This window comes from Delftia sp. DS1230 (genome assembly GCF_040112715.1).
Taxonomy (GTDB): domain Bacteria; phylum Pseudomonadota; class Gammaproteobacteria; order Burkholderiales; family Burkholderiaceae_C; genus Comamonas; species Comamonas tsuruhatensis.
The window spans coordinates 1,206,382-1,226,769 of record NZ_CP157763.1 but is presented as its reverse complement, the minus strand read 5'-3'; the positions used below and the strand labels follow the sequence as shown (position 1 = coordinate 1,226,769).

Here is a 20,388-nt window from a genome sequence, read left to right as displayed (position 1 = left end):
ACTCCTTCATTTCAGTTTTCCATGGCGCTCGCGCCGCCCACAACCCATGAAACCGGCGCGGCCCAAGGGACCAGGGACAGCGAGCAAGGGCCGCCCCGCAGCAAGGCTGTCGTCTCCCTCCCGCGCAGCGAGAGAGGGGGAAGGCGCGAAGCGACTCAGGGGGTGTATTTTCAATCCAGGCAATTCCTGACAATGCTGTCACAGGGATTCCAACCCAGGATATTCACAATGCAGGCAATGAACTGGCTAGATCAAGTCAAATGGGATGCGCAGGGCCTGGTGCCCGTGATCGCGCAGGAAAAGGACACGGGCGACGTGCTGATGTTCGCCTGGATGAACCGCGAGGCCCTGGCCAAGACGGCCGAGCTGGGCCGCGCCGTCTATTTCAGCCGCTCGCGCAACAAGCTGTGGTTCAAGGGCGAGGAATCGGGCCACGTGCAGACCGTGCACGAGGTGCGCATCGACTGCGACAACGACGTGGTCCTGCTCAAGATCACCCAGACCGGCCACGAGCCCGGCATTGCCTGCCACACGGGGCGCCACAGCTGCTTCTACAGCGTGCTGCGCGATGGCCAGTGGCAGGCCGTCGATCCGGTCTTGAAAGACCCCGAATCGATCTACAAATGAATTCCACGAACATGAACGACACCGCAAGCACTTCCTCGCAGGACGCCCTGGCGCGCCTGGCCGCCGTCATCGAAAGCCGCAAGCCCGCCAACGGCGGCGACCCCGACAAAAGCTACGTCGCCCGCCTGCTGCACAAGGGCCCGGATGCCTTTTTGAAGAAGATCGGCGAAGAGGCCACCGAAGTCGTCATGGCCGCCAAGGACGCAGACCATGGCGGGGACGCCGGCAAAATCCTCTACGAAGTGGCCGATCTGTGGTTCCATAGCATGATCGCCCTGGCCCACTATGGCCTGACGCCCGCCCAGGTCGTCGCCGAGCTGGAGCGCCGCGAAGGCACCAGCGGCATCGAGGAAAAGGCGCTGCGCAAGGCCCAGGAACGTGATGTGAACGAGAAAGGACCGCTGCCATGAATGACGATTACATCGAAGTCCGTGCCCTGGACCAGTCCCGCATCGAAGGCCTCAAGGCCTGGGGCTGGGTCAGCTACCTGCTGCACCTGGTGGTGGCCGTGGCCGCCGTCGTGCCCGGCGCCCAGCCCAGCATCGCGCTGCTGGTGATCGCCCTGATCATCGACCTGGTCAAGCGCGGCGACGCCGAAGGCAGCTGGATGGCCAACCATTTCTCGTGGCGCATCCGCAGCGTGATCTGGGCCGGCATCCTGTACCTGGTCACGGCACCGCTGTGGCTGCTGTTCTTCGTGCCCGGCTGGATCGCCTGGACGGTGATCTCCATCTGGTTCCTGTACCGCATCGTGCGCGGCATGGTCGCCATGAACCGCAACCAGGCCGTGGACCGCTGAAGCCGCCGGCCCGCCCGCCATGTCCTCCACCCCGACCTGCAAGATCAACCTCGCCCTGCAGGGCGGGGGCTCGCACGGCGCCCTGACCTGGGGCGTGCTGGACGCACTGCTGGAAGACGGCAGCCTTGTCTTCGACGGCATCAGCGGCACCAGCGCCGGCGCCATGAATGCCGTGGCCCTGGCACAGGGCTTTGCCCAGGCAGCGCGCCAGGAAAGCGATCCTGTGGCCGCCCAGGCGCTGGGCGCCCAATTGGCCCGCGCCTCGCTGACCGAACTGTGGGAAGGCGTGGGCACCATGGGCAGCCTGATGTGGGGCGCGCCATTGCCGGGCAGCCCCTTCATGGGTGTGCTCAACCAGTTCTTCTCGCCCTACCAGACCAACCCGCTGGACATCAACCCGCTGCGCAAGCTGCTCGAACGGGTCGTGGATTTCGAGGCGCTGACGCGTCCGCCCGTGGAGGGCGTGGTGCCCAAGGTCTTTGTCTGCGCCACCAATGTGCGCACGGGCCGGGGAAGCATCTTTTCGGGCAGAAGGCTCAGTGCCGACGCGGTCATGGCCTCGGCCTGCCTGCCCCAGCTGTTCAAGGCCGTGGAAATCGATGGCGAGCCTTACTGGGACGGCGGTTTCTCGGGCAATCCCGCCCTGTATCCCCTGATCTACGGCACGGCGTCCAGCGACATCCTGCTGGTGCAGATCAATCCCATCGAGCACACCGACCTGCCCAACACGGCGGCCGACATCATGGACCGCATGAACGAGGTCACCTTCAACGCCGGCCTGCTGTCCGAGCTGCGCGCCATCGAATTCGTCAAACGCCTGCTGGAGCAGGGCAAGCTGGACCCGGCACGCTACAAAAAGGTGCTGCTGCACCGCGTGGACGGCGGCGCGGTGCTCAAGGGCTACGGCGCCTCGACCAAGACGCGCTCCGACATGCGTTTCGTGCGCGAGCTGTTCGAACTGGGGCGCGAGCAGGGGCAGCACTGGCTCCAGCAGCACCGCAGCGACATCGGCGTGCGCCAGACACTGCACATCAACGACAATTCACCCTGATTTTTCGATCCACCGCCAGCTTCCCAGGACTCCCGTAGCGCCATGCACGACCACGACCCGAACTGCCTGTTTTGCCGCATCATCAAAGGCGAGATCCCTTCCCGCAAGGTCTATGAGGACGATGAAGTCTTCGCCTTCCACGACATCCATCCCGGCGCGCCCATCCACTTTCTGATGGTGCCCAAGAAGCACATCCCCTCCATGGCCCAGGTCCAGGCCGACGACGCTGCGCTGCTGGGCCGCATGATGGTGCTGGCGCCCCGCCTGGCCGCCGAGCAAGGCTGCAATCCGTATCCCGACGGCGGTTTCCGTCTGGTGGTCAACACGGGCACCGAGGGCGGACAGGAAGTCCACCACCTGCACATCCATGTCATGGGCGGCCCCCGCCCCTGGCTGAAGGGCTGAAGCCTTTGCTGGACGCAGGCTTGCGCGCAAGATGGCCCGCCTCTTGCTTGCGACTTCTGCGTACATGCGCCGGCCGAACGGCTTTTGTGGGGCCTTGCGAACTGCCGCCATGGCCCGGCGTCTAAAATGATCTGCAATTCTTAGGAGAGATTCTCATGGGCTCGTTTTCCATCTGGCATTGGCTGATCGTCCTGGCCATCGTGGTTCTGGTGTTCGGAACCAAGAAGCTGAAGAACATCGGTTCCGACCTTGGCGGTGCAGTCAAGGGCTTCAAGGACGGTGTGAAGGACGGCTCGACCTCCACCGACACCCCCGCAGCTGCCCCTGGCCAGGTTGCAGGCCAGACAGCCACCGACAAGGCCACCATCGACGTCGAAGCCAAGCAAAAGAGCTGATGCTCCGCACGCCAAGCCTCCATGTTTGATATCGGTCTGTCCAAGATGGCGCTGATCGGCGCCGTGGCTCTCGTGGTCATCGGCCCCGAGAAGCTGCCGCGCGTGGCGCGCACCGTCGGTACCCTGCTGGGCAAGGCCCAGCGCTACGTCTCCGATGTGAAGGCCGAGGTCAACCGTTCGATGGAACTCGACGAGTTGCGCAAGATGAAGGACACGGTGGAAGGCGCGGCGCGTGACGTCGAGCAGTCCATCCACACTTCGGCCGCCAATTTCGAGAAGGACTGGAACGAGTCCACGGCATCGCTCAACGGCACGTCTTCCTCGTACGACTCCTCTTCCTACGATTCAGGCAGCGATACGTACAGCGCCGTGGCGCCGGCCTACCGCCACCCGGGCAAGAACTGGCGCCTCAAGCGTGCTGCCGTGCCCCAGTGGTACAAGGCCCGTGCCGGCGTGCGCACCAAGGCGCAGTCGGGCGCGGCGCGCGTGGCGCGCTTTCGTCCCCAGAAGTCCCGCTGAAGATGCTGGCGCGCAGCGGGCCACGAGGCAACCGGCCCAGCCTCTGCCATCCGGGCACCCGCCATCGCCCCACCCTGCCCGATCCGTCGGGCTTTCTGCTTTTCATACCAGGTCCGTGGACGCCCTTGCGGCCCGCCGCGGTTTCGCACCATGTCCGACATTCCACCTAAAGACGACGAGCTGGCAGGCACCGAGCAGCCTTTCGTCCAGCACCTGATGGAGCTGCGCGACCGCCTGCTCTACTGCATCTACGGCATCGGTCTGGCGATCGCCGTGCTGGCCGTATGGCCCGGCCCCAACGGGCTGATCGACTTCATCGCCCACCCGATCAAGGCCCACATGCCGCCCGATGCCAAGCTCATCGCAGTCGGCGTGTTCACCCCCTTCTTCGTGCCGCTCAAGGTACTGATGATGGTGGGCATCTTGGCCGTGCTGCCCTGGATCATGTACCAGATGTGGGCCTTCGTGGCGCCCGGCCTTTACAGCCATGAAAAGCGCTTTGCGCTGCCGCTGATCATCTTCGGCAGCCTGCTGGCCTATATCGGCATCGCCTTCGTGCAGTTCTTCGTGCTCGACAAGATGTTCGCCTTCATCCAGGGCTTCACCCCGGACAGCGTGGCGGCCACGCCGGACATTGCATCGTATGTGGAGGCCATCCTGTCGCTGTACCTGGCCTTTGGCCTGGCCTTCCAGGTGCCCATCGTGGTCATGCTGCTGGTGCGCTTCGGCCTGGTGGACATCGCCAAGCTCAAGTCCTTCCGCGGCTATTTCATCGTGGTGGCCTTCATCATCGCCGCCGTGGTCACGCCGCCCGACGTGATCTCCCAGCTGGCCCTGGCCGTGCCCATGTGCATTCTTTACGAGATCGGCATCCTGGGCGCCGGCTGGTTCAGCCGCGTCTCCAAGGCGCCGGAAGAAGAAGCCGAACCCGGCACCGCAGTGGACAAGCCCGCAGAGGATAAACCCTCCCCCTGAGTCGCTTCGCGCCTTCCCCCAGAGGGGGACGACACCCTCGGTGCGGGGCGGCGCGGCCGGCCCAGGCCCTTCCTCGGTGTCCCTCGCTTTAGGGCGCGCCAGTTTCAAGGGCCTACGCTGAAACACGAGGAATTTGTAATAAAAAGCCCTTGGTTCATCACCAAGGGCTTTTTCTTTGTCTATGGCCAAGCCCCTTCCGGGGTTGGCATCTCACCGAGGCAGGTCGGACGTGCCCATGAGGAACTCGTCAATGGAGCGAGCGGCCTGGCGGCCTTCGCGGATGGCCCAGACCACCAGGGACTGGCCGCGGCGCACGTCGCCGGCGGCGAAGAGCTTGGGCACGCTGGTGGCGTAGCCGCCCGTGAAGTCGGTGGTGGCCTTGGCGTTGCCGCGTGCGTCCTTGTCCACGCCAAAGGCATCGAGCACGGCCTGCACGGGGCTGACGAAGCCCATGGCCAGCAGCACCAGGTCGGCCTTGAGCACCTGCTCGCTGCCGGGCACCTCGACCATCTTGCCATCCTTCATTTCGATGCGCACGGTCTTGACGGCCGTGACCTGGCCCTTCTCGCCGATGAACTCCTTGGTGGCGATGGCGAACTCGCGCTCGCAGCCTTCCTCGTGGCTGGAGCTGGTGCGCAGCTTGATCGGCCAGTAGGGCCAGACCAGGGGCTTGTTCTCCTGCTCGGGCGGCATGGGCATCAGCTCGAACTGGGTCACGCTGACGGCGCCATGGCGGTTGCTGGTGCCCACGCAGTCGGAGCCGGTGTCGCCGCCGCCGATGACGATGACATGCTTGCCATCGGCCCGCAGCTGGCCCTTGAGCTTGTCGCCGGCGTTGACCTTGTTTTGCTGCGGCAGGAACTCCATGGCGAAATGGATGCCCTTGAGTTCGCGGCCGGGCACGGGCAGGTCGCGCGACTGCTCGGCACCGCCGGTCAGCAGCACGGCGTCGAACTCGGCCATGAGCTGCTCGGGGCTGACGGTTTCCTTGGCCCAGTTGGTGACCTTGGAGTCTTCGCCCAGGCCGTCCTTGCCCGCCACCAGCACGCCGGTACGGATCTTGACGCCTTCGGCCACGAGCTGCTCGACGCGGCGGTCGATGTGCGACTTCTCCATCTTGAAGTCGGGAATGCCGTAGCGCAGCAGGCCGCCGACGCGGTCGTTCTTCTCGAACAGCGTCACATCGTGGCCGGCGCGGGCCAGCTGCTGCGAGGCCGCCAGGCCTGCGGGGCCGGCGCCGACCACGGCGACCTTCTTGCCGGTCTTGCGGCTGCTGGGCAGCGGCTTGACCCAGCCTTCGGCCCAGGCACGGTCGATGATGGCGTGCTCGATGGACTTGATGCCCACGGCGTCGTCGTTGATGTTCAGGGTGCAGGCGGCCTCGCAGGGTGCGGGGCAGATGCGGCCCGTGAACTCGGGGAAGTTGTTGGTGCTGTGCAGCACGGCGCTGGCGCTCTTCCAGCCGCCGTGGAAGACCAGGTCGTTGAAGTCCGGAATGATGTTGTTGACCGGGCAGCCGTTGTTGCAGAACGGCGTGCCGCAGTCCATGCAGCGCGCGCCCTGGATCTTGGCCTGGCTGTCATCGAGGCCGATGACGAATTCCTTGTAGTGCTTCACGCGCTCGGCGACGGGCGCATAGCCCTCCTCGAGGCGCTCATATTCCATGAAGCCGGTGGTCTTTCCCATGATTCGTTGTCCTGATGTGTGGGGTGCAGGGATGGGTGCGGGCCGCTGCCCGCATCCTTCGCTTCCTTGTTATTTGGCGGCCACCGCCTCCTTGGCGTGTTCCTCGACCTCGGGCGTGGCGGGCTCTTCCATCACCTGGCGCTCGTACATCTCGGACAGGGCACGCTTGTATTCGCTGGGGAAGACCTTGACGAACTTGGAGCGGGCCGCCGCCCAGTTGTCCAGCAGATCGCGGGCGCGCTTGGAGCCCGTCCAGCGGCTGTGCGCCTCGATCAGCGCGCGCAGTTGGCGCTCGTCGGTCTCGCGGCGGTGCCAGACGGCAGGCGAGACCTGGGCCAGGTGCTCGTCATGGGGCAGCACCTGGTCCAGCGAGACGGACGCCTTGTTGCAGCGCTCGGCGAAGCGGCCATCCTCGTCGTAGACATAGGCCACGCCGCCGCTCATGCCGGCAGCGAAGTTGCGGCCGGTCTTGCCCAGCACCACCACGGTGCCGCCGGTCATGTATTCGCAGCCGTGGTCGCCCACGCCTTCGACCACGGCGGTGGCGCCCGACAGGCGCACCGCGAAACGCTCGCCGGCCACGCCGCCGAAGAAGGCCTCGCCGCTGGTGGCGCCGAACATCACGGTGTTGCCGACGATGGTGTTGGTCGTCGTGTCGCCGCGGAATTCATGGCTGGCATGCACCACCACGCGGCCGCCGGACAGGCCCTTGCCCGTGTAGTCGTTGGCGTCGCCGCGCAGGTTCAGCGTGATGCCGTTGCACAGGAAGGCGCCGAAGGACTGGCCGCCGGTTCCCTCGAAGTGGATGCGGATGGTGTCATCGGGCAGGCCTTCGGGATGCACGCGCGTCACGGCACCGGAGAGCATGGCGCCCACGGAGCGGTTGACGTTGCGCGCCACTTCCATGATGCGCACGCGCTCGCCGTTCTCGATGGCGGGCTTGCAGCGCTCGATGAGCTTCACGTCCAGCGCCTTGTCCAGCAGGTGATCCTGCTTTTCGACATGGAAGCGCGCCACGTCGGCGGGCACTTCGGGCTGGGCGAACAGGCGCGAGAAGTCCAGGCCCTGGGCCTTCCAGTGCTGCAGGCCCTTGCGGGTGTCCAGCAGGTCGGCACGGCCGATCAGGTCGTCGAACTTGGCAACGCCCAGCTGGGCCATGATCTGGCGCACTTCCTCGGCGATGAAGAAGAAGTAGTTCACCACATGCTCGGGCTTGCCCGAGAACTTGGCGCGCAGCACCGGGTCCTGCGTGGCCACGCCCACGGGGCAGGTGTTCAGGTGGCACTTGCGCATCATGATGCAGCCCTCGACGACCAGGGGCGCCGTGGCGAAGCCGAACTCGTCGGCGCCCAGCAGCGCGCCGATGACGACGTCGCGGCCGGTCTTCATCTGGCCGTCGGCCTGCACGCGGATGCGGCCGCGCAGGCGGTTGAGCACCAGGGTCTGCTGGGTCTCGGCCAGGCCGATCTCCCAGGGCGAGCCCGCATGCTTGATGGACGACCAGGGCGATGCGCCCGTGCCGCCGTCATGGCCTGCGATGACCACGTGGTCGCTCTTGCACTTGGCCACGCCGGCCGCGATGGTGCCCACGCCCACTTCGGACACGAGCTTGACCGAGATGTCGGCGTGCGGCGCCACGTTCTTCAGGTCATGGATCAGCTGGGCCAGATCCTCGATGGAGTAGATGTCGTGGTGGGGCGGGGGCGAGATCAGTCCGACGCCGGGCACGGAGTGGCGCAGCTTGCCGATGTAGTCGGACACCTTGCCGCCGGGCAGCTGGCCGCCTTCGCCGGGCTTGGCGCCCTGGGCCATCTTGATCTGCACCTGGTCCGAGGACGACAGGTACTCGGCCGTGACGCCGAAGCGGCCCGATGCCACCTGCTTGATCCTGGAGCGCAGCGAGTCGCCGTCCTGCAGCTCGATGTCGGCCTCGACCTTGTCGGCGCCGATGATGGAGCCCAGGGTCTCGCCCTTCCTGATCGGGATGCCCTTGAGCTCGTTGCGGTAGCGCTGGGGATCTTCCCCGCCTTCGCCGGTGTTGCTCTTGCCGCCGATGCGGTTCATGGCCACGGCCAGCGTGGCATGGGCCTCGGTGCTGATCGAGCCCAGGGACATGGCGCCCGTGGCAAAGCGCTTGACGATCTCCTTGGCCGACTCGACCTGGTCCAGCGGAATGGCCTTGGCCGGGTCGAACTTGAACTCGAACAGGCCGCGCAGCGTCATGTGGCGCTTGCTCTGGTCGTTGATCAGCTGGGCGTATTCCTTGTACGTGCTCCAGTTGTTGGAGCGCGTGGAATGCTGCAGCTTGGCGATGGCGTCGGGCGACCACATGTGCTCTTCGCCACGGGCGCGCCAGGCGTATTCGCCACCGGCGTCCAGCATGGTCTCCAGCACGGGATCGTCACCGAAGGCCGCGCGGTGGTTGCGGATGGTTTCCTCGGCGATCTCGAACACGCCGATGCCCTCGACACGGCTGGCCGTGCCGGTGAAGTACTTGTCCACGGTGTCGCTGTTCAGGCCGATCACCTCGAACAGCTGGGCGCCGCAATAGGACATGTAGGTGGACACGCCCATCTTGGACATGATCTTGGACAGGCCCTTGCCGATGGCCTTGACGTAGTTGTAGATGGCCTTGTCGGCCGACAGGTCGCCACCCAGCTCCTTGTGCATGTCGGCCAGGGTTTCCATGGCCAGGTAGGGGTGCACGGCCTCTGCGCCGTAGCCTGCCAGCACGGCGAAGTGGTGCACTTCGCGCGCCGTGCCCGTTTCCACGACCAGGCCGGCCGTGGTGCGCAGGCCCTCGCGCACCAGGTGCTGGTGGATGGCCGACAGCGCCAGCAGCGCGGGGATGGCCACCTGGGTGGCGCTCACATGGCGGTCGCTGATGATCAGGATGTTGGCGCCGCCCTTGATGGCGTCCACGGCCTGCGCGCACAGCGATGCCAGCTTGGCTTCCACGCCCTGCTTGCCCCAGGACAGCGGGTAGGTGATGTCGATCGTTGCGCTCTTGAACTTGCCCTGCGTGTGTCGTTCGATGTCGCGCAGCTTGGCCATGTCGGCGAAGTCCAGCACGGGCTGGTGCACTTCCAGGCGCATGGGCGGGTTGACCTGGTTGATGTCCAGCAGGTTGGGCTTGGGTCCGATGAAGGACACCAGCGACATCACGATGGCTTCGCGGATGGGGTCGATCGGCGGGTTGGTCACCTGCGCGAACATCTGGCGGAAGTAGTTGTACAGCGGCTTGTTCTTGTCCGACAGCACGGCCAGCGGGCTGTCGTTGCCCATGGAGCCGATGCCTTCCTCGCCGTTCTTGGCCATGGGGGCCAGCAGGAACTTGATGTCTTCCTGCGTGAAGCCGAAGGCCTGCTGGCGCTCGAGCAGCGGCAGGCTGGCGGCCTCGGGGCCGGCATGGGTGTCACCGCCCACGCTGCCCAGCTTGATGCGCAGGTTCTCGATCCACTGCTTGTAGGGCTTGGTGTTGACGATGTTGGCCTTGAGCTCGTCGTCCTCGATCAGGCGGCCCTGCTCCAGGTCGATCAGCAGCATCTTGCCGGGCTGCAGACGCCACTTGCGCACGATGGCGCTGTCGGGCACGGGCAGCACGCCGGCTTCGGACGCCAGGATGACCAGGTCGTCATCGGTGATCACGTAGCGCGAGGGGCGCAGGCCGTTGCGGTCCAGCGTGGCGCCGATCTGGCGGCCGTCGGTGAACACGATGGAGGCCGGGCCGTCCCAGGGCTCCATCATGGCGGCGTGGTATTCATAGAAGGCGCGGCGGCGCTCGTCCATGGACTCGTGCTGTTCCCAGGGCTCGGGAATCATCATCATCACGGCCTGGCTGATGGGGTAGCCGGCCATGGTCAGCAGTTCCAGGCAGTTGTCGAACGTTGCCGTGTCGGACTGGCCGGCGAAGCTGATGGGATAGAGCTTCTTGAGGTCCTCGGCCAGCACGGGCGAGGCCATCACGCCTTCGCGCGCCAGCATCCAGTTGTAGTTGCCGCGCACGGTGTTGATTTCACCGTTGTGGGCCACGTAGCGGTAGGGGTGGGCCAGCGGCCACTCGGGGAAGGTGTTGGTCGAAAAGCGCTGGTGCACCAGGCCGATGGCCGAGACGCAGCGCTCGTCGGACAGGTCGTTGTAGTACACGCCCACCTGGTCGGCCAGCAGCAGGCCCTTGTAGACCACGGTGCGGCTGCTCATGCTGGGAACGTAGTATTCCTTGCTGTGCTTGAGCTTGAGGTTCTGGATGGCGGCGCTGGCCGTCTTGCGGATCACGTACAGCTTGCGCTCCAGCGCGTCCTGCACGATCACGTCGGCGCCGCGGCCGATGAAGACCTGGCGCAGGATGGGTTCCTTTTCCTGGACCGTGGGCGACATGGGCATGTCGCGGTTCACGGGCACATCGCGCCAGCCCAGCAGGACCTGGCCTTCGGCCTTGATGGCGCGTTCCATCTCCTGCTCGCAGGCCAGGCGCGAGGCGTGTTCCTTGGGCAGGAAGATCATGCCCACGCCGTACTCGCCCGCGGGCGGCAGGGCCACGCCCTGCTTTGCCATCTCTTCGCGGTAGAGCTGGTCGGGAATCTGGATCAGAATGCCCGCGCCATCGCCCATGAGCTTGTCGGCGCCCACGGCGCCGCGATGGTCGATGTTTTCGAGGATCTTGAGCGCGCCGGTGACGATGTCATGGCGCTTGACGCCCTTGATATGCGCAACAAAGCCGAGGCCGCAGGCGTCGTGCTCGTTGCTCTTGGAGTACAGACCGTGGTCTTGGAGATGCTTGATCTCGGCAGCCGTCGTCATGGCGGAATCCTCAAATTTTTCGCAGGGAACGCAAGATTAAGGCAAGGCATCACCTCATGCAATAAATTTATATAAGGGTCAGATCCCAATTAATTCCAGAACAAAAAAATCGGAAATTAATAAGGGACATATTTATTTCACAGAGGCCTGCGATGAGGAATCAAGCACTTGCAGGCCATCAGTGGGTACTAACGCACTGTTGTGGTGCGCTCATTGGTCCGTCCTGGCGGACGGCCGGCGCGCTGGCGGGTCACGCGGCGCTCGGTGCGCTGTTGTAAATCGGCAATGAATTGCTCATCGCCCAGCGCCCAGCCCCGCAGCGCCGACTGGCTGATGCGTTCGCCGTCATCGCTGCTGACGCCCTCTTCCACGGCCGACACATACGCCGCGTCGCGCGCAAACGGGGTGTTGCCCAGTTCCCAGAACACGGCATGCGGCTGGATCAGCGCGTCGCTGCGCAAGCCGGCGTTGTGCGCGTAGCTGGACCAGGGCCAGTCGGCCGGCCGCTGGACCAGGCCGGCGCGCACGGGGCTGTCGTCCATGAAGACCATGGTGGGCAGCAGCCAGCTGGGCTGCAGCACCGTGCCGCGATAGCGGCCTTCCCACAGCGTGCCGCTGCGGCCGTGGCGGTCGTTGAAGTAGCGGACATAGCGCCGGCCCACGGCCTGCATGAACCTGGGCAGGCCATCGTCGGTGCGCGGCGTGGCCAGCAGGTGGAACTGGCTGGGCAGGAGCACGTAGGCATGCACGGCCAGCTCGCAGCTGCGCGCCATCTCGCGCAGCAGCCCCAGCATGGTCTCCCGGTCCTGGGCATCGATGAAGATGTCCGCGCCGTTGTTGCCGAGCTGGATGATGTGGTGCGGCAGATCCGCAATGGTGAGTCTGGGCAGGCGGGCCATGGTGCTGGGTGCAGGCAAGCGGGTGCAGGGCGTGGAGCGGCAATTATGGAGCGCCCCGCCCCGCGCTGCCGCACTGCGCCACACTCCGTTTTACAGGGAAAGACGCGACGAGGCCCTCAGCAGCTGGCTCACCAGCTGCGTGGCAGCCAGCAGCCGGGGCAGCAGTTGCACGCGCATCATCTCGGCGCTGTTGCGGTTGGCCTGGCCGCTGATGTTGAGCGCGGCCACGGTGCGCCCTGCCGCGTTCTTCACGGGCGCCGCGATGGAGATCAGGCCTTCGGCCAGTTCCTGGTCCACCAGGGCCCAGCCCTGGGCGCGCACCTCCAGAATGCGCTGGCGCAGGCGCTCGTCGTCCTGCTCGGTCAGCGCCGTGAACTGCCGGCGCTCGCGCGCATCCAGCAGGGCCTGCAGGGATTCATCGCTCTCGCCGGCCAGCAGCACGCGCCCCATCGAAGTCCAGCAGGCCGGCAGGCGCGAGCCCACGCTGAGGTTGGTGCTCATGATCTTGTGGGTATGCACGCGCAGCACATAGACGATGTCGCTCCCATCGAGCACGGCAGCCGAGCAGGACTCCTTGACCTCGTCGACCAGGTTTTCCATCACGGGCTCGGCCAGGTTCCAGACCGGGGTGGAGCTGAGGTAGGCAAAGCCCAGTTCCATGATGCGCGGCGTGAGCTGGAACAGCTTGCCGTCGCTCTTCACATAGCCCAGCGTCTGCAGCGTCAGCAGGATGCGCCGGGCCCCGGCGCGCGTGAGCCCCGTGCGCGCCGCCACCTCGCTGAGCGTCTGCGCGGGCGCCTCGGCGCTGAACGAGCGGATCACGCCCAGGCCGCGCGCAAAGGACTGCACATAGCTGTCGCCGGGGCGCGGCGTACCGCCCTCTTCTTCAACCCCACCTGTGGAAATTACGGAAGCGGCATTTTTTTCCATGGCCCTATAATTCTTTCTGCGAACTTTTGTTCTACATACGAACATTTTAGCGCAGCGCCAGCGGCCTGCATACCGGAGACAAGCAAGTGATCAACAAAATCACCGACACCATCGCCGAGGCGTTGTCGGGCGTCCAGGACGGCTCCACCGTGCTGATCGGGGGCTTCGGCACCTCGGGCAATCCCACCGAACTCATCGACGGCCTGATCGCCCAGGGCGCACGCGAGCTGACCGTGGTCAACAACAACGCGGGCAACGGCGACCAGGGCCTGGCCGCGCTGCTCAAGAGCGGCCAGGTGCGCAAGATCATCTGCAGCTTCCCCCGCCAGGTGGACAGCTGGGTGTTCGACGACCTGTACCGCAGCGGCAAGATCGAGCTGGAACTCGTGCCCCAGGGCAACCTGGCCGAGCGCCTGCGCGCCGCCGGCGCCGGCATCGGCGGCTTCTTCTGCCCCACGGCCTATGGCACGGAGCTGGCCAACGGCAAGGAAACGCGCGAGATCAACGGCAAGCACTATGTGCTGGAGCATCCCATCCACGGCGACGTGGCACTGGTCAAGGCCGAGAAGGGCGACCGCTGGGGCAATCTCACCTACCGCATGTCGGCCCGCAACTTCGGGCCCGTGATGGCCACGGCGGCCAAGCACACGATCGCCACCGTGCACGAGATCGTGGAGCTGGGCGCGCTGGACCCCGAGGCCGTGGTCACGCCCGGCATCTACGTGAGCCAGATCGTGAAGATCGACCGCGTGGCCACCCAGGCCGGCGGCTTCAAGAAAACCGCATGAGCGCCCCAACCGCCGAAAGCAAGAGCATGAGCAGCTACCAGAAACGCAGCAAGCAAGAGCTGGCCCGGCGCGTGGCCGAAGACATCTTCGACGGCGCCTATGTCAACCTGGGCATCGGCATGCCCACCCAGGTGGCCAACCACATCCCGGCCGGCCGCGAGGTCATCCTGCAAAGCGAGAACGGCATCCTGGGCATGGGCCCGGCGCCCGCCGAAGGCCAGGAGGACTATGACCTGACCAATGCCGGCAAGCAGCCCGTCACCCTGCTGCCGGGCGGCTGCTATTTCCACCATGCCGACAGCTTCGCCATGATGCGCGGCGGCCACCTGGACATCTGCGTGCTGGGCGCCTTCCAGGTTTCGGCCACGGGCGACCTGGCCAACTGGAGCACGGGCGAGGCCGGTGCCATTCCCGCCGTGGGCGGCGCCATGGACCTGGCCGTGGGTGCACGCCAGACCTGGGTGATGATGGATCTGCTGACCAAGACCGGCGAATGCAAGGTCGTCGAGGCCTGCAGCTACCCGCTCACGGGCCTGTCCTGCGTCAAGCGCATCTACACCGACCTGTGCACGCTGGAATGCACGCCCGAGGGCCTGCGCCTGATCGACACCGTGCCCGGCCTCTCGCACGCCGAGCTGCAGTCCATCGTGGGCCTGCCCATCAAGGACGCGACGGCCACGGCCTGATCCCTCCGCTCCCCCAGTGGGTGCGCTGCGGCGCACCCCGGCACCTCTTCATTCTTTTTCCAGGAGACACCATGAGCCAGTCCAACCAGGCCTTCATCTGCGACGCCATCCGCACCCCCTTCGGCCGCTACGGCGGCGCCCTGTCCCCGGTGCGTGCCGATGACCTCGGCGCCGTGCCGATCAAGGCGCTGATGGAGCGCAACCCCGGCGTGGACTGGACGGCCGTGGCCGACGTGCTCTACGGCTGCGCCAACCAGGCCGGCGAAGACAACCGCAACGTGGCACGCATGTCCGCCCTGCTGGCCGGCCTGCCCATCGATGTGCCGGGCGCCACCATCAACCGCCTGTGCGGTTCGGGCCTGGACGCCGTGGGCACGGCCGCGCGCGCCATCAAGGCGGGCGAGGCCCGCCTGATGATCGCGGGCGGCGTGGAAAGCATGAGCCGTGCGCCCTTCGTCATGCCCAAGGCAGAAAGCGCCTTCAGCCGCAGCAACGCCGTCTATGACACCACCATCGGCTGGCGCTTCGTCAACAAGCTGATGAAGCAGCAGTACGGCGTGGACTCCATGCCCGAGACGGCCGAGAACGTGGCCGACGACTTCAAGATCGAGCGCGAAGCCCAGGACCGCATGGCCCTGGCCAGCCAGCAAAAGGCCGCCGCCGCCATCGCGGCCGGCTACCTGGCCAAGGAAATCGTGTCCGTGTCCATTGCCCAGAAGAAGGGCGACGCCATCGTGGTGAGCCAGGACGAGCATCCGCGCGCCACCACCATCGAGGCGCTGGCCAAGCTCAAGGGCGTGGTGCGCCCGGATGGCACGGTGACGGCCGGCAATGCCAGCGGCGTGAACGACGGCGCCTGCGCCCTGCTGCTGGCCAACGAGGAAGCCGCCCAGCAATACAACCTGGTGCCGCGCGCCCGCGTGGTCGGCATGGCCGTGGCCGGCGTGGCACCGCGCATCATGGGCTTCGGCCCCGCGCCCGCCGTGCGCAAGGTGCTGGCCCTGACTGGCCTGACGCTGGAGCAGATGGACGTGATCGAGCTGAACGAAGCCTTCGCCGCGCAGGGCCTGGCCGTGCTGCGCGATCTGGGCATTGCCGACGATGACCGCCGCGTCAACCAATGGGGCGGCGCCATTGCGCTGGGCCATCCGCTGGGCGCCTCCGGCGCCCGCCTGGCCACCACCGCCGTGAACCAGCTGCACACGCTGGGCGGCCGCTACGCGCTGTGCACCATGTGCATCGGCGTGGGCCAGGGCATTGCCGTGATCCTGGAAAAGGTCTGAGACTGCGATGAGCACCGTGGATAACAAGACACCCGTCACCGTGGTCAGCGGCGCCAGCAACGGCATCGGCCGCGCCATCGCCGAGGCCCTGCTGGCCCAGGGCCGCGCCGTGGTCAACCTCGACTACGTGCTGCCCGATTGGAGCCATCCGCTGCTGGTGAGCTACCAGGCCGACCTGACCAGCGAGCAGGCCACCGCCGAGGCGGCGGCCCGCATTGCCGCCGCGCACAACGTGGTGGCCCTGGTCAACAACGCGGGCGCCACGCGCCCCGGCACCATCGACAACGCCAGCACCCAGCATCTCGACGACGTGGTGGGACTGCACCTGCGCGCGCCCATGCTGCTGGTGCAGGCCTTCCTGCCCACGCTGCGCGCCTGCGGCGAGGGCCGCATCGTGAACATGTCCTCGCGCGCCGCGCTGGGCAAGCCCGACCGCATCGTCTACTCGGCGACCAAGGCCGGCCTGATCGGCCTGACGCGCACCCTGGCGATGGAGCTGGGCCGCGACCGCATCACGGTCAATGCCCTGGGCCCCGGCCCCATCGCCACCGAGCTGTTCACCAAGAGCAACCCCGAAGGCGCGCCGCAGACCCAGCGCATCCTCAACAGCATTGCCGTGGGCCGCATGGGCACACCGGAAGACGTGGCGCGCGCCGCGCTGTTCTTCCTGTCGCCCGACAACGGCTTCGTCACCGGCCAGGTGCTCTACATCTGCGGCGGCACCACGCTGGGCGTGGCGCCCGTCTGACCGACCCGTTTAGCCGAACGCCTTCCCAGGCACAACCCCCTTCAAGAAGAACCACTGGAAGCGCCCGCCTGCACAGGCGTGCGCCACACAGGGCATTGCCCTGGCCCAGCCCGGCGTTGCCGGGTCCGGCCATCCACCTTATTGCCGAATCAGGAGACCTCTCGATGTTTGATCAAACCACCCGTTTCACCCGCCGCCGTGGCCTGCAGGCGCTGGCAGCCGCATCCCTGACCGCGCTCGGCGCCCTGTCCGGCACCGCCGCCCTGGCCCAGGACGGCTTCCCCAGCAAGCCCATCACCATCCTCGTGCCCTTCGCCGCTGGCGGCACCACCGACATCCTGGCGCGCATCGTCGCCCAGGCGCTGCAGCAGGAGCTGGGCCAGACCGTGATCGTGGACAACAAGCCCGGCGCGGGCGGCAACATCGGCGCCGTGGCCGCCGCACGTGCGCCGGCCGACGGCTACACGCTGTTCATGGGCACCGTGGGCACGCATGCCATCAATGCCGCGCTCTACGCCAAGCCCGGCTTCGACCCCATCAAGGACTTCTCGCCCCTGACGCGCGTGGCCAACGTGCCCAACCTGCTGGTAGCCCACCCCAGCCAGCCGTTCAAGACCGTCAAGGAAATGATCGCCTACGCGCGCGCCAACCCCGGCAAGCTGAACTACGGCTCCTCGGGCAGCGGCAGCTCCATCCACCTGTCGGGCGAGCTGTTCCGCTCCATGACGGGCCTGGACATGGTGCACGTGCCCTACAAGGGCAGCGCCCCGGCCATCACCGACCTGCTGGGCAACCAGATCGCCATCATGTTCGACAACATGCCCTCGGCCATCCAGCATGTGCGCTCGGGCAAGCTGCGTCCCATCGCCGTGACCACGGCCAAGCGCTCGCCCGAACTGCCCGATGTGCCCACCGTGGCCGAAGCCGGCGTGCCCGGCTACGAGGCCACTTCGTGGTTCGGTCTCTGGACCCAGGCCAAGACGCCAGCCGCCGTGCAGCAGCGCCTGTACACGGCAATTGCCAAGGTGCTCAAGGACCCGGCCGTGGTCAAGAAGATCAACGACCAGGGAGGTGATGTCGTGATCGATACGCCAGCCGAATTCCTCGCCTACATCAAGGCCGAATCGACGAAGTGGAGCAAGGTCGTAAAAGACTCTGGAGCGCAGGTGTAACTGGCCTCCCCCTGAGCCGCTGCGCGGCTTCCCCCTGAGGGGGACGACACCCTCGGTGCGGGGCGGCGCGGCCGGCCCAGGCCCTTCCTCGGTGTCTCCCGCTTTAGGCTGCGCCGGTTTCCTGCGCCGTGCGCTTGAGCGTTGGAATGAAAAAAGAGCTGCCTTCGGGCAGCTCTTTTGCGTTGGGGGCTGGGGTTCAATCCAGCAAGTCGGAGTAGTCACCCTTGTCGTAGCCTTCGATGGCCTTCCAGGGCTGGGCCAGCGGTGCGGGCAGCTTGGTGGCGGTGACGACGATGCGCTCGGTGCCGTGGGAGTCGCTGCGCTCCACGCGGCGGGCGAACTGGTTGGCCACGTCCCAGTCGATGACAGTGGTCTGCTCGCCTGCCTTGCCGCGGTAGCGCTGCACGCCGTTGTGCGGCTTGCCCACGCGCTCCATGCCCTGCAGCGCGGTGGGAGGCACGATCCAGTACACGTTGTCGAAGGAGCCGCCGTAGCCCACGTTGCCGTGGTGGGCCAGGTCCACGCTGATGACGCGGCGCAGCTTGGCCAGGATGACTTCCACGCCCACCTTGCCATCATCGGCGCGGCGTATGGACAGGGGTGCGGCGCGGGCTTCGTCATGGGCGTGGCCGGCGTGCGGGCCGTGGGCGTGGTCATGGCCGTGCTCCTGGCTCTGGCGCAGGGCGGCGGGCATTTCGCGCTCTATCCATAGCTGGGCCTTGCGGCGGTAGACGCGGTTGGTATAGACGCTGCTGCGCTGCACGCCGTCGCTGCCCACGCTCATGGCTTCGTAGGTGATGCGCAGGTCGGCCTCGGGCGTGGCCTGTACGGCGGCCGTGGTGCGCGCCACGGAATCCGCAGGGACTGCGGCCGTGGGTACGGGTGCCGCCGCCTTGGCTGGCTCGGCGGCCCATGCTGCGGAGACGGAACAGGCCAGCAGCGCGGCCGCGTAGATGTGGCGCGCCGCGCGCGGCGCCGGAAGGGAAAGCGTCATGGAATCCAGCCAATGCGAAAAAACCGGGGCCGGGCACACGCATGTGCCACGGCTCCGGCCAGGGGTTGGCAAGCAGCCAACGAAGGAGAAAACAATTACAGGCCAGCGGCTTCGCGGACCTTGGAGAACACCTTGGTGTTGTCCATCGTGCCCTTGAAGATCTTGGCTCCCGCGCCGCCGGCGAACAGCATCACGTCGCCGCCGCCATGGGTCTCGGAGCCCGGCGTGCCCAGGTTCAGGCCCACCTCCTGCAGGTAGTTGTCGTCCGTGGTGTCCACGACGCTGAGGTCCTGGCGCTCAGCGCCGCGCGTGGGCGCGATCCAGGGCTTGTTGCCATCTTCGGCATTGACCTGGCTGGAGGCCGTGGCGTTGGGACGTCCGCCATTGCCGAAGGCCAGCGTGGTGTAGGGCTTGCCGTCCTGGGCCTTGGCCATCTGGCCGCTCTGGTAGTCCTGCACCTTGCCCAGGATGGGGTTGCCGATCCTGGAGTAGCCGTTGAACACCATGTTGTGGTCGTGATCGGCGGTGACGACGATCAGCGTGTTCTTCAGGCCCGGATCCTTCTTTTCCATGTAGGCCATGGCGGTCTCGATGGCGCGGTCGAAGGCCAGCGTGTCTTCCAGCGCGCGCTTGGCATTGGTGCCGTGCAGTGCGTGGTCGATGCGGCCGCCTTCCACCATCAGGAAGAAGCCCTTGTCATTGCGGCTGAGCACGTCCAGCGCCTTGCCGGTCATGTCGGACAGGCTGGGCTCGTCCAGCCTTTGCTTGACGCGGTCCAGCTCGTAGGCCATTTCGCTTTGCGTGAACAGGCCCAGCAGCTTGGGCGCCTTGGTCGCGTCCAGGGCCGCCAGCTCGCTGCCCTTGGCAACATAGGCGTAGCCCTTGGCCTTCATCATGTCCACGAGGTTGGCCGTGTCCGTGCGCTTGCTGCTGGGGTTGACCGACTTGGGCAGGTAGTTGCGCTGGCCGCCACCCATGAGCACGTCGATGCCGTCGCCCAGCCTGGCGTTGTAGTTGGCATGGCCGGGCACGGACTGCTCGGCAATGCTGTTGTAGCCATTGCGGTTGCAGATATGGGCATAGGTGGCCGCAGGCGTCGCATGGCCCACGCGCGTGGTGGAGATGGCGCCCACGGCGCGGCCCTTGGCCTTGGACAGCTCCAGCAGGGTCTGCGCGGGCTGGCCGTTGCCGGCCGGGCAGGTGGTGTCCTCGCCGTTGATGTACTGCTGGCCGTTGGCCGCGTAGGCCATGGTCTCGGCCGACATGGAGATGACTTCGTTGTTCATCTTCACGCCGGTCATGTAGGCGGCCATCGAGGGCGCGCTGTCCGTGGTCTGGCCATCGCGCGAGAAGGTCTTGATGCGGCTGGCGTAGGGCAGGGACTGCATGGTCAGCGTGGCGCGTTCGCTGCTGGCCAGGGAGCCGGCCTTTTCGGCCAGCTGCTTTTCACCCTTGTAGATGCGCGCGGCGGTCACGGTGACCGGGCCCATGCCGTCGCCGAGGAAGAAGATGACGTTCTTGGCCTCGCCAGCCGCATGGGCTGCAGGCGCCAGCAGCGCCAGCGCGCCGGCCGCCGCCAGGGCGAGGGAGGTCTTTTGGAGGATCGGATGCATGTGGAATTCCTTGAATAC

At 66.4% G+C, this 20,388-nt stretch carries 19 protein-coding genes; 13 read left to right on the top strand and 6 right to left on the bottom strand.

Annotation, left to right across the window (positions count from 1 at the left end):
- Window positions 1-228 precede the first annotated feature (228 nt).
- The 8 genes from hisI to tatC all read left to right on the top strand — a co-directional run bounded on the left by hisI (window position 229) and on the right by tatC (window position 4,771).
- On the top strand, window positions 229-627 hold the full coding sequence (gene hisI / locus AAN986_RS05490; RefSeq protein WP_174538852.1) for a phosphoribosyl-AMP cyclohydrolase: 399 nt from the start codon (window positions 229-231) through the stop codon (window positions 625-627).
- The gene (locus AAN986_RS05485) at window positions 624-1,037 is read left to right on the top strand and encodes a phosphoribosyl-ATP diphosphatase (RefSeq protein WP_016445563.1); all 414 of its coding nucleotides are present in this window, start codon (window positions 624-626) and stop codon (window positions 1,035-1,037) included. The genes hisI and AAN986_RS05485 overlap by 4 nt, the downstream gene beginning before the upstream one ends.
- On the top strand, window positions 1,034-1,426 hold the full coding sequence (locus AAN986_RS05480) for a membrane protein (RefSeq protein WP_013800783.1): 393 nt from the start codon (window positions 1,034-1,036) through the stop codon (window positions 1,424-1,426). Before AAN986_RS05485 ends, AAN986_RS05480 begins: the two co-directional genes overlap by 4 nt.
- A 19-nt stretch (window positions 1,427-1,445) precedes the next feature.
- A complete protein-coding gene (locus AAN986_RS05475) occupies window positions 1,446-2,477 on the top strand; it encodes a patatin-like phospholipase family protein (RefSeq protein ID WP_016445562.1) in 1,032 nt (343 codons plus the stop codon).
- Window positions 2,478-2,519: 42 nt separating this feature from the next.
- Entirely contained in the window at window positions 2,520-2,882 is a 363-nt protein-coding gene (locus AAN986_RS05470; RefSeq protein WP_016445561.1) for a histidine triad nucleotide-binding protein, read from the top strand.
- Window positions 2,883-3,037: 155 nt separating this feature from the next.
- Complete coding sequence (gene tatA, locus AAN986_RS05465) at window positions 3,038-3,277, top strand: Sec-independent protein translocase subunit TatA (protein WP_016445560.1); 240 nt, start codon at window positions 3,038-3,040, stop codon at window positions 3,275-3,277.
- A 21-nt stretch (window positions 3,278-3,298) separates the two neighbouring features.
- Window positions 3,299-3,796 carry a Sec-independent protein translocase protein TatB gene (gene tatB / locus AAN986_RS05460; protein WP_016445559.1) on the top strand — a complete coding sequence of 166 codons (498 nt, stop codon included), beginning with the start codon at window positions 3,299-3,301 and terminating at the stop codon, window positions 3,794-3,796.
- Window positions 3,797-3,946: 150 nt separating this feature from the next.
- Window positions 3,947-4,771, top strand: a complete 825-nt coding sequence (gene tatC, locus AAN986_RS05455) for a twin-arginine translocase subunit TatC (RefSeq protein ID WP_016445558.1) — start codon at window positions 3,947-3,949, stop codon at window positions 4,769-4,771.
- Window positions 4,772-4,981: 210 nt separating this feature from the next.
- On the opposite strand, the gene AAN986_RS05450 is transcribed toward tatC, so the two are convergent.
- The 4 genes from AAN986_RS05450 to AAN986_RS05435 all read right to left on the bottom strand — a co-directional run bounded on the left by AAN986_RS05450 (window position 4,982) and on the right by AAN986_RS05435 (window position 13,086).
- Window positions 4,982-6,457, bottom strand: coding sequence for a glutamate synthase subunit beta (locus tag AAN986_RS05450; protein ID WP_016445557.1), 1,476 nt, complete (start codon window positions 6,455-6,457; stop codon window positions 4,982-4,984).
- A 69-nt stretch (window positions 6,458-6,526) separates the two neighbouring features.
- On the bottom strand, window positions 6,527-11,257 hold the full coding sequence (locus tag AAN986_RS05445; RefSeq protein WP_047217109.1) for a glutamate synthase-related protein: 4,731 nt from the start codon (window positions 11,255-11,257) through the stop codon (window positions 6,527-6,529).
- A 188-nt stretch (window positions 11,258-11,445) separates the two neighbouring features.
- Entirely contained in the window at window positions 11,446-12,156 is a 711-nt protein-coding gene (locus AAN986_RS05440; protein ID WP_016445555.1) for a transposase, read from the bottom strand.
- Window positions 12,157-12,246: 90 nt separating this feature from the next.
- Complete coding sequence (locus tag AAN986_RS05435) at window positions 12,247-13,086, bottom strand: IclR family transcriptional regulator C-terminal domain-containing protein (RefSeq protein ID WP_047217110.1); 840 nt, start codon at window positions 13,084-13,086, stop codon at window positions 12,247-12,249.
- A gap of 86 nt (window positions 13,087-13,172) precedes the next feature.
- Between AAN986_RS05435 and AAN986_RS05430 the strand changes: the two genes are divergently transcribed.
- From AAN986_RS05430 to AAN986_RS05410, 5 genes are all read left to right on the top strand, one after another.
- Complete coding sequence (locus AAN986_RS05430; protein ID WP_012207359.1) at window positions 13,173-13,874, top strand: 3-oxoacid CoA-transferase subunit A; 702 nt, start codon at window positions 13,173-13,175, stop codon at window positions 13,872-13,874.
- 26 nt (window positions 13,875-13,900) lie between these two features.
- Entirely contained in the window at window positions 13,901-14,560 is a 660-nt protein-coding gene (locus AAN986_RS05425; RefSeq protein WP_026062883.1) for a 3-oxoacid CoA-transferase subunit B, read from the top strand.
- A gap of 71 nt (window positions 14,561-14,631) precedes the next feature.
- Window positions 14,632-15,843, top strand: coding sequence for a 3-oxoadipyl-CoA thiolase (gene pcaF / locus AAN986_RS05420; protein WP_013800774.1), 1,212 nt, complete (start codon window positions 14,632-14,634; stop codon window positions 15,841-15,843).
- Window positions 15,844-15,850: 7 nt separating this feature from the next.
- The gene (locus AAN986_RS05415) at window positions 15,851-16,591 is read left to right on the top strand and encodes an SDR family oxidoreductase (RefSeq protein WP_016450985.1); all 741 of its coding nucleotides are present in this window, start codon (window positions 15,851-15,853) and stop codon (window positions 16,589-16,591) included.
- Between the two features lie 164 nt (window positions 16,592-16,755).
- Window positions 16,756-17,763, top strand: a complete 1,008-nt coding sequence (locus AAN986_RS05410) for a tripartite tricarboxylate transporter substrate binding protein (protein ID WP_017407531.1) — start codon at window positions 16,756-16,758, stop codon at window positions 17,761-17,763.
- Window positions 17,764-17,959: 196 nt separating this feature from the next.
- On the opposite strand, the gene AAN986_RS05405 is transcribed toward AAN986_RS05410, so the two are convergent.
- Together AAN986_RS05405 and AAN986_RS05400 are read right to left on the bottom strand one after the other, a co-directional pair.
- A complete protein-coding gene (locus AAN986_RS05405) occupies window positions 17,960-18,757 on the bottom strand; it encodes a hypothetical protein (RefSeq protein WP_047217111.1) in 798 nt (265 codons plus the stop codon).
- A 95-nt stretch (window positions 18,758-18,852) separates the two neighbouring features.
- On the bottom strand, window positions 18,853-20,370 hold the full coding sequence (locus AAN986_RS05400) for an alkaline phosphatase (protein ID WP_047217112.1): 1,518 nt from the start codon (window positions 20,368-20,370) through the stop codon (window positions 18,853-18,855).
- Between the last annotated feature and the right edge of the window lie 18 nt (window positions 20,371-20,388).

Coding starts and splice junctions, on each gene's coding strand:
- hisI (WP_174538852.1), top strand. CDS start 229: ATGCAGGCAATGAACTGGCTAGATCAAGTCAAATGGGATGCGCAGGGC.
- AAN986_RS05485 (WP_016445563.1), top strand. CDS start 624: ATGAATTCCACGAACATGAACGACACCGCAAGCACTTCCTCGCAGGAC.
- AAN986_RS05480 (WP_013800783.1), top strand. CDS start 1,034: ATGAATGACGATTACATCGAAGTCCGTGCCCTGGACCAGTCCCGCATC.
- AAN986_RS05475 (WP_016445562.1), top strand. CDS start 1,446: ATGTCCTCCACCCCGACCTGCAAGATCAACCTCGCCCTGCAGGGCGGG.
- AAN986_RS05470 (WP_016445561.1), top strand. CDS start 2,520: ATGCACGACCACGACCCGAACTGCCTGTTTTGCCGCATCATCAAAGGC.
- tatA (WP_016445560.1), top strand. CDS start 3,038: ATGGGCTCGTTTTCCATCTGGCATTGGCTGATCGTCCTGGCCATCGTG.
- tatB (WP_016445559.1), top strand. CDS start 3,299: ATGTTTGATATCGGTCTGTCCAAGATGGCGCTGATCGGCGCCGTGGCT.
- tatC (WP_016445558.1), top strand. CDS start 3,947: ATGTCCGACATTCCACCTAAAGACGACGAGCTGGCAGGCACCGAGCAG.
- AAN986_RS05450 (WP_016445557.1), bottom strand. CDS start 6,457: ATGGGAAAGACCACCGGCTTCATGGAATATGAGCGCCTCGAGGAGGGC.
- AAN986_RS05445 (WP_047217109.1), bottom strand. CDS start 11,257: ATGACGACGGCTGCCGAGATCAAGCATCTCCAAGACCACGGTCTGTAC.
- AAN986_RS05440 (WP_016445555.1), bottom strand. CDS start 12,156: ATGGCCCGCCTGCCCAGACTCACCATTGCGGATCTGCCGCACCACATC.
- AAN986_RS05435 (WP_047217110.1), bottom strand. CDS start 13,086: ATGGAAAAAAATGCCGCTTCCGTAATTTCCACAGGTGGGGTTGAAGAA.
- AAN986_RS05425 (WP_026062883.1), top strand. CDS start 13,901: ATGAGCAGCTACCAGAAACGCAGCAAGCAAGAGCTGGCCCGGCGCGTG.
- pcaF (WP_013800774.1), top strand. CDS start 14,632: ATGAGCCAGTCCAACCAGGCCTTCATCTGCGACGCCATCCGCACCCCC.
- AAN986_RS05415 (WP_016450985.1), top strand. CDS start 15,851: ATGAGCACCGTGGATAACAAGACACCCGTCACCGTGGTCAGCGGCGCC.
- AAN986_RS05410 (WP_017407531.1), top strand. CDS start 16,756: ATGTTTGATCAAACCACCCGTTTCACCCGCCGCCGTGGCCTGCAGGCG.
- AAN986_RS05405 (WP_047217111.1), bottom strand. CDS start 18,757: ATGACGCTTTCCCTTCCGGCGCCGCGCGCGGCGCGCCACATCTACGCG.
- AAN986_RS05400 (WP_047217112.1), bottom strand. CDS start 20,370: ATGCATCCGATCCTCCAAAAGACCTCCCTCGCCCTGGCGGCGGCCGGC.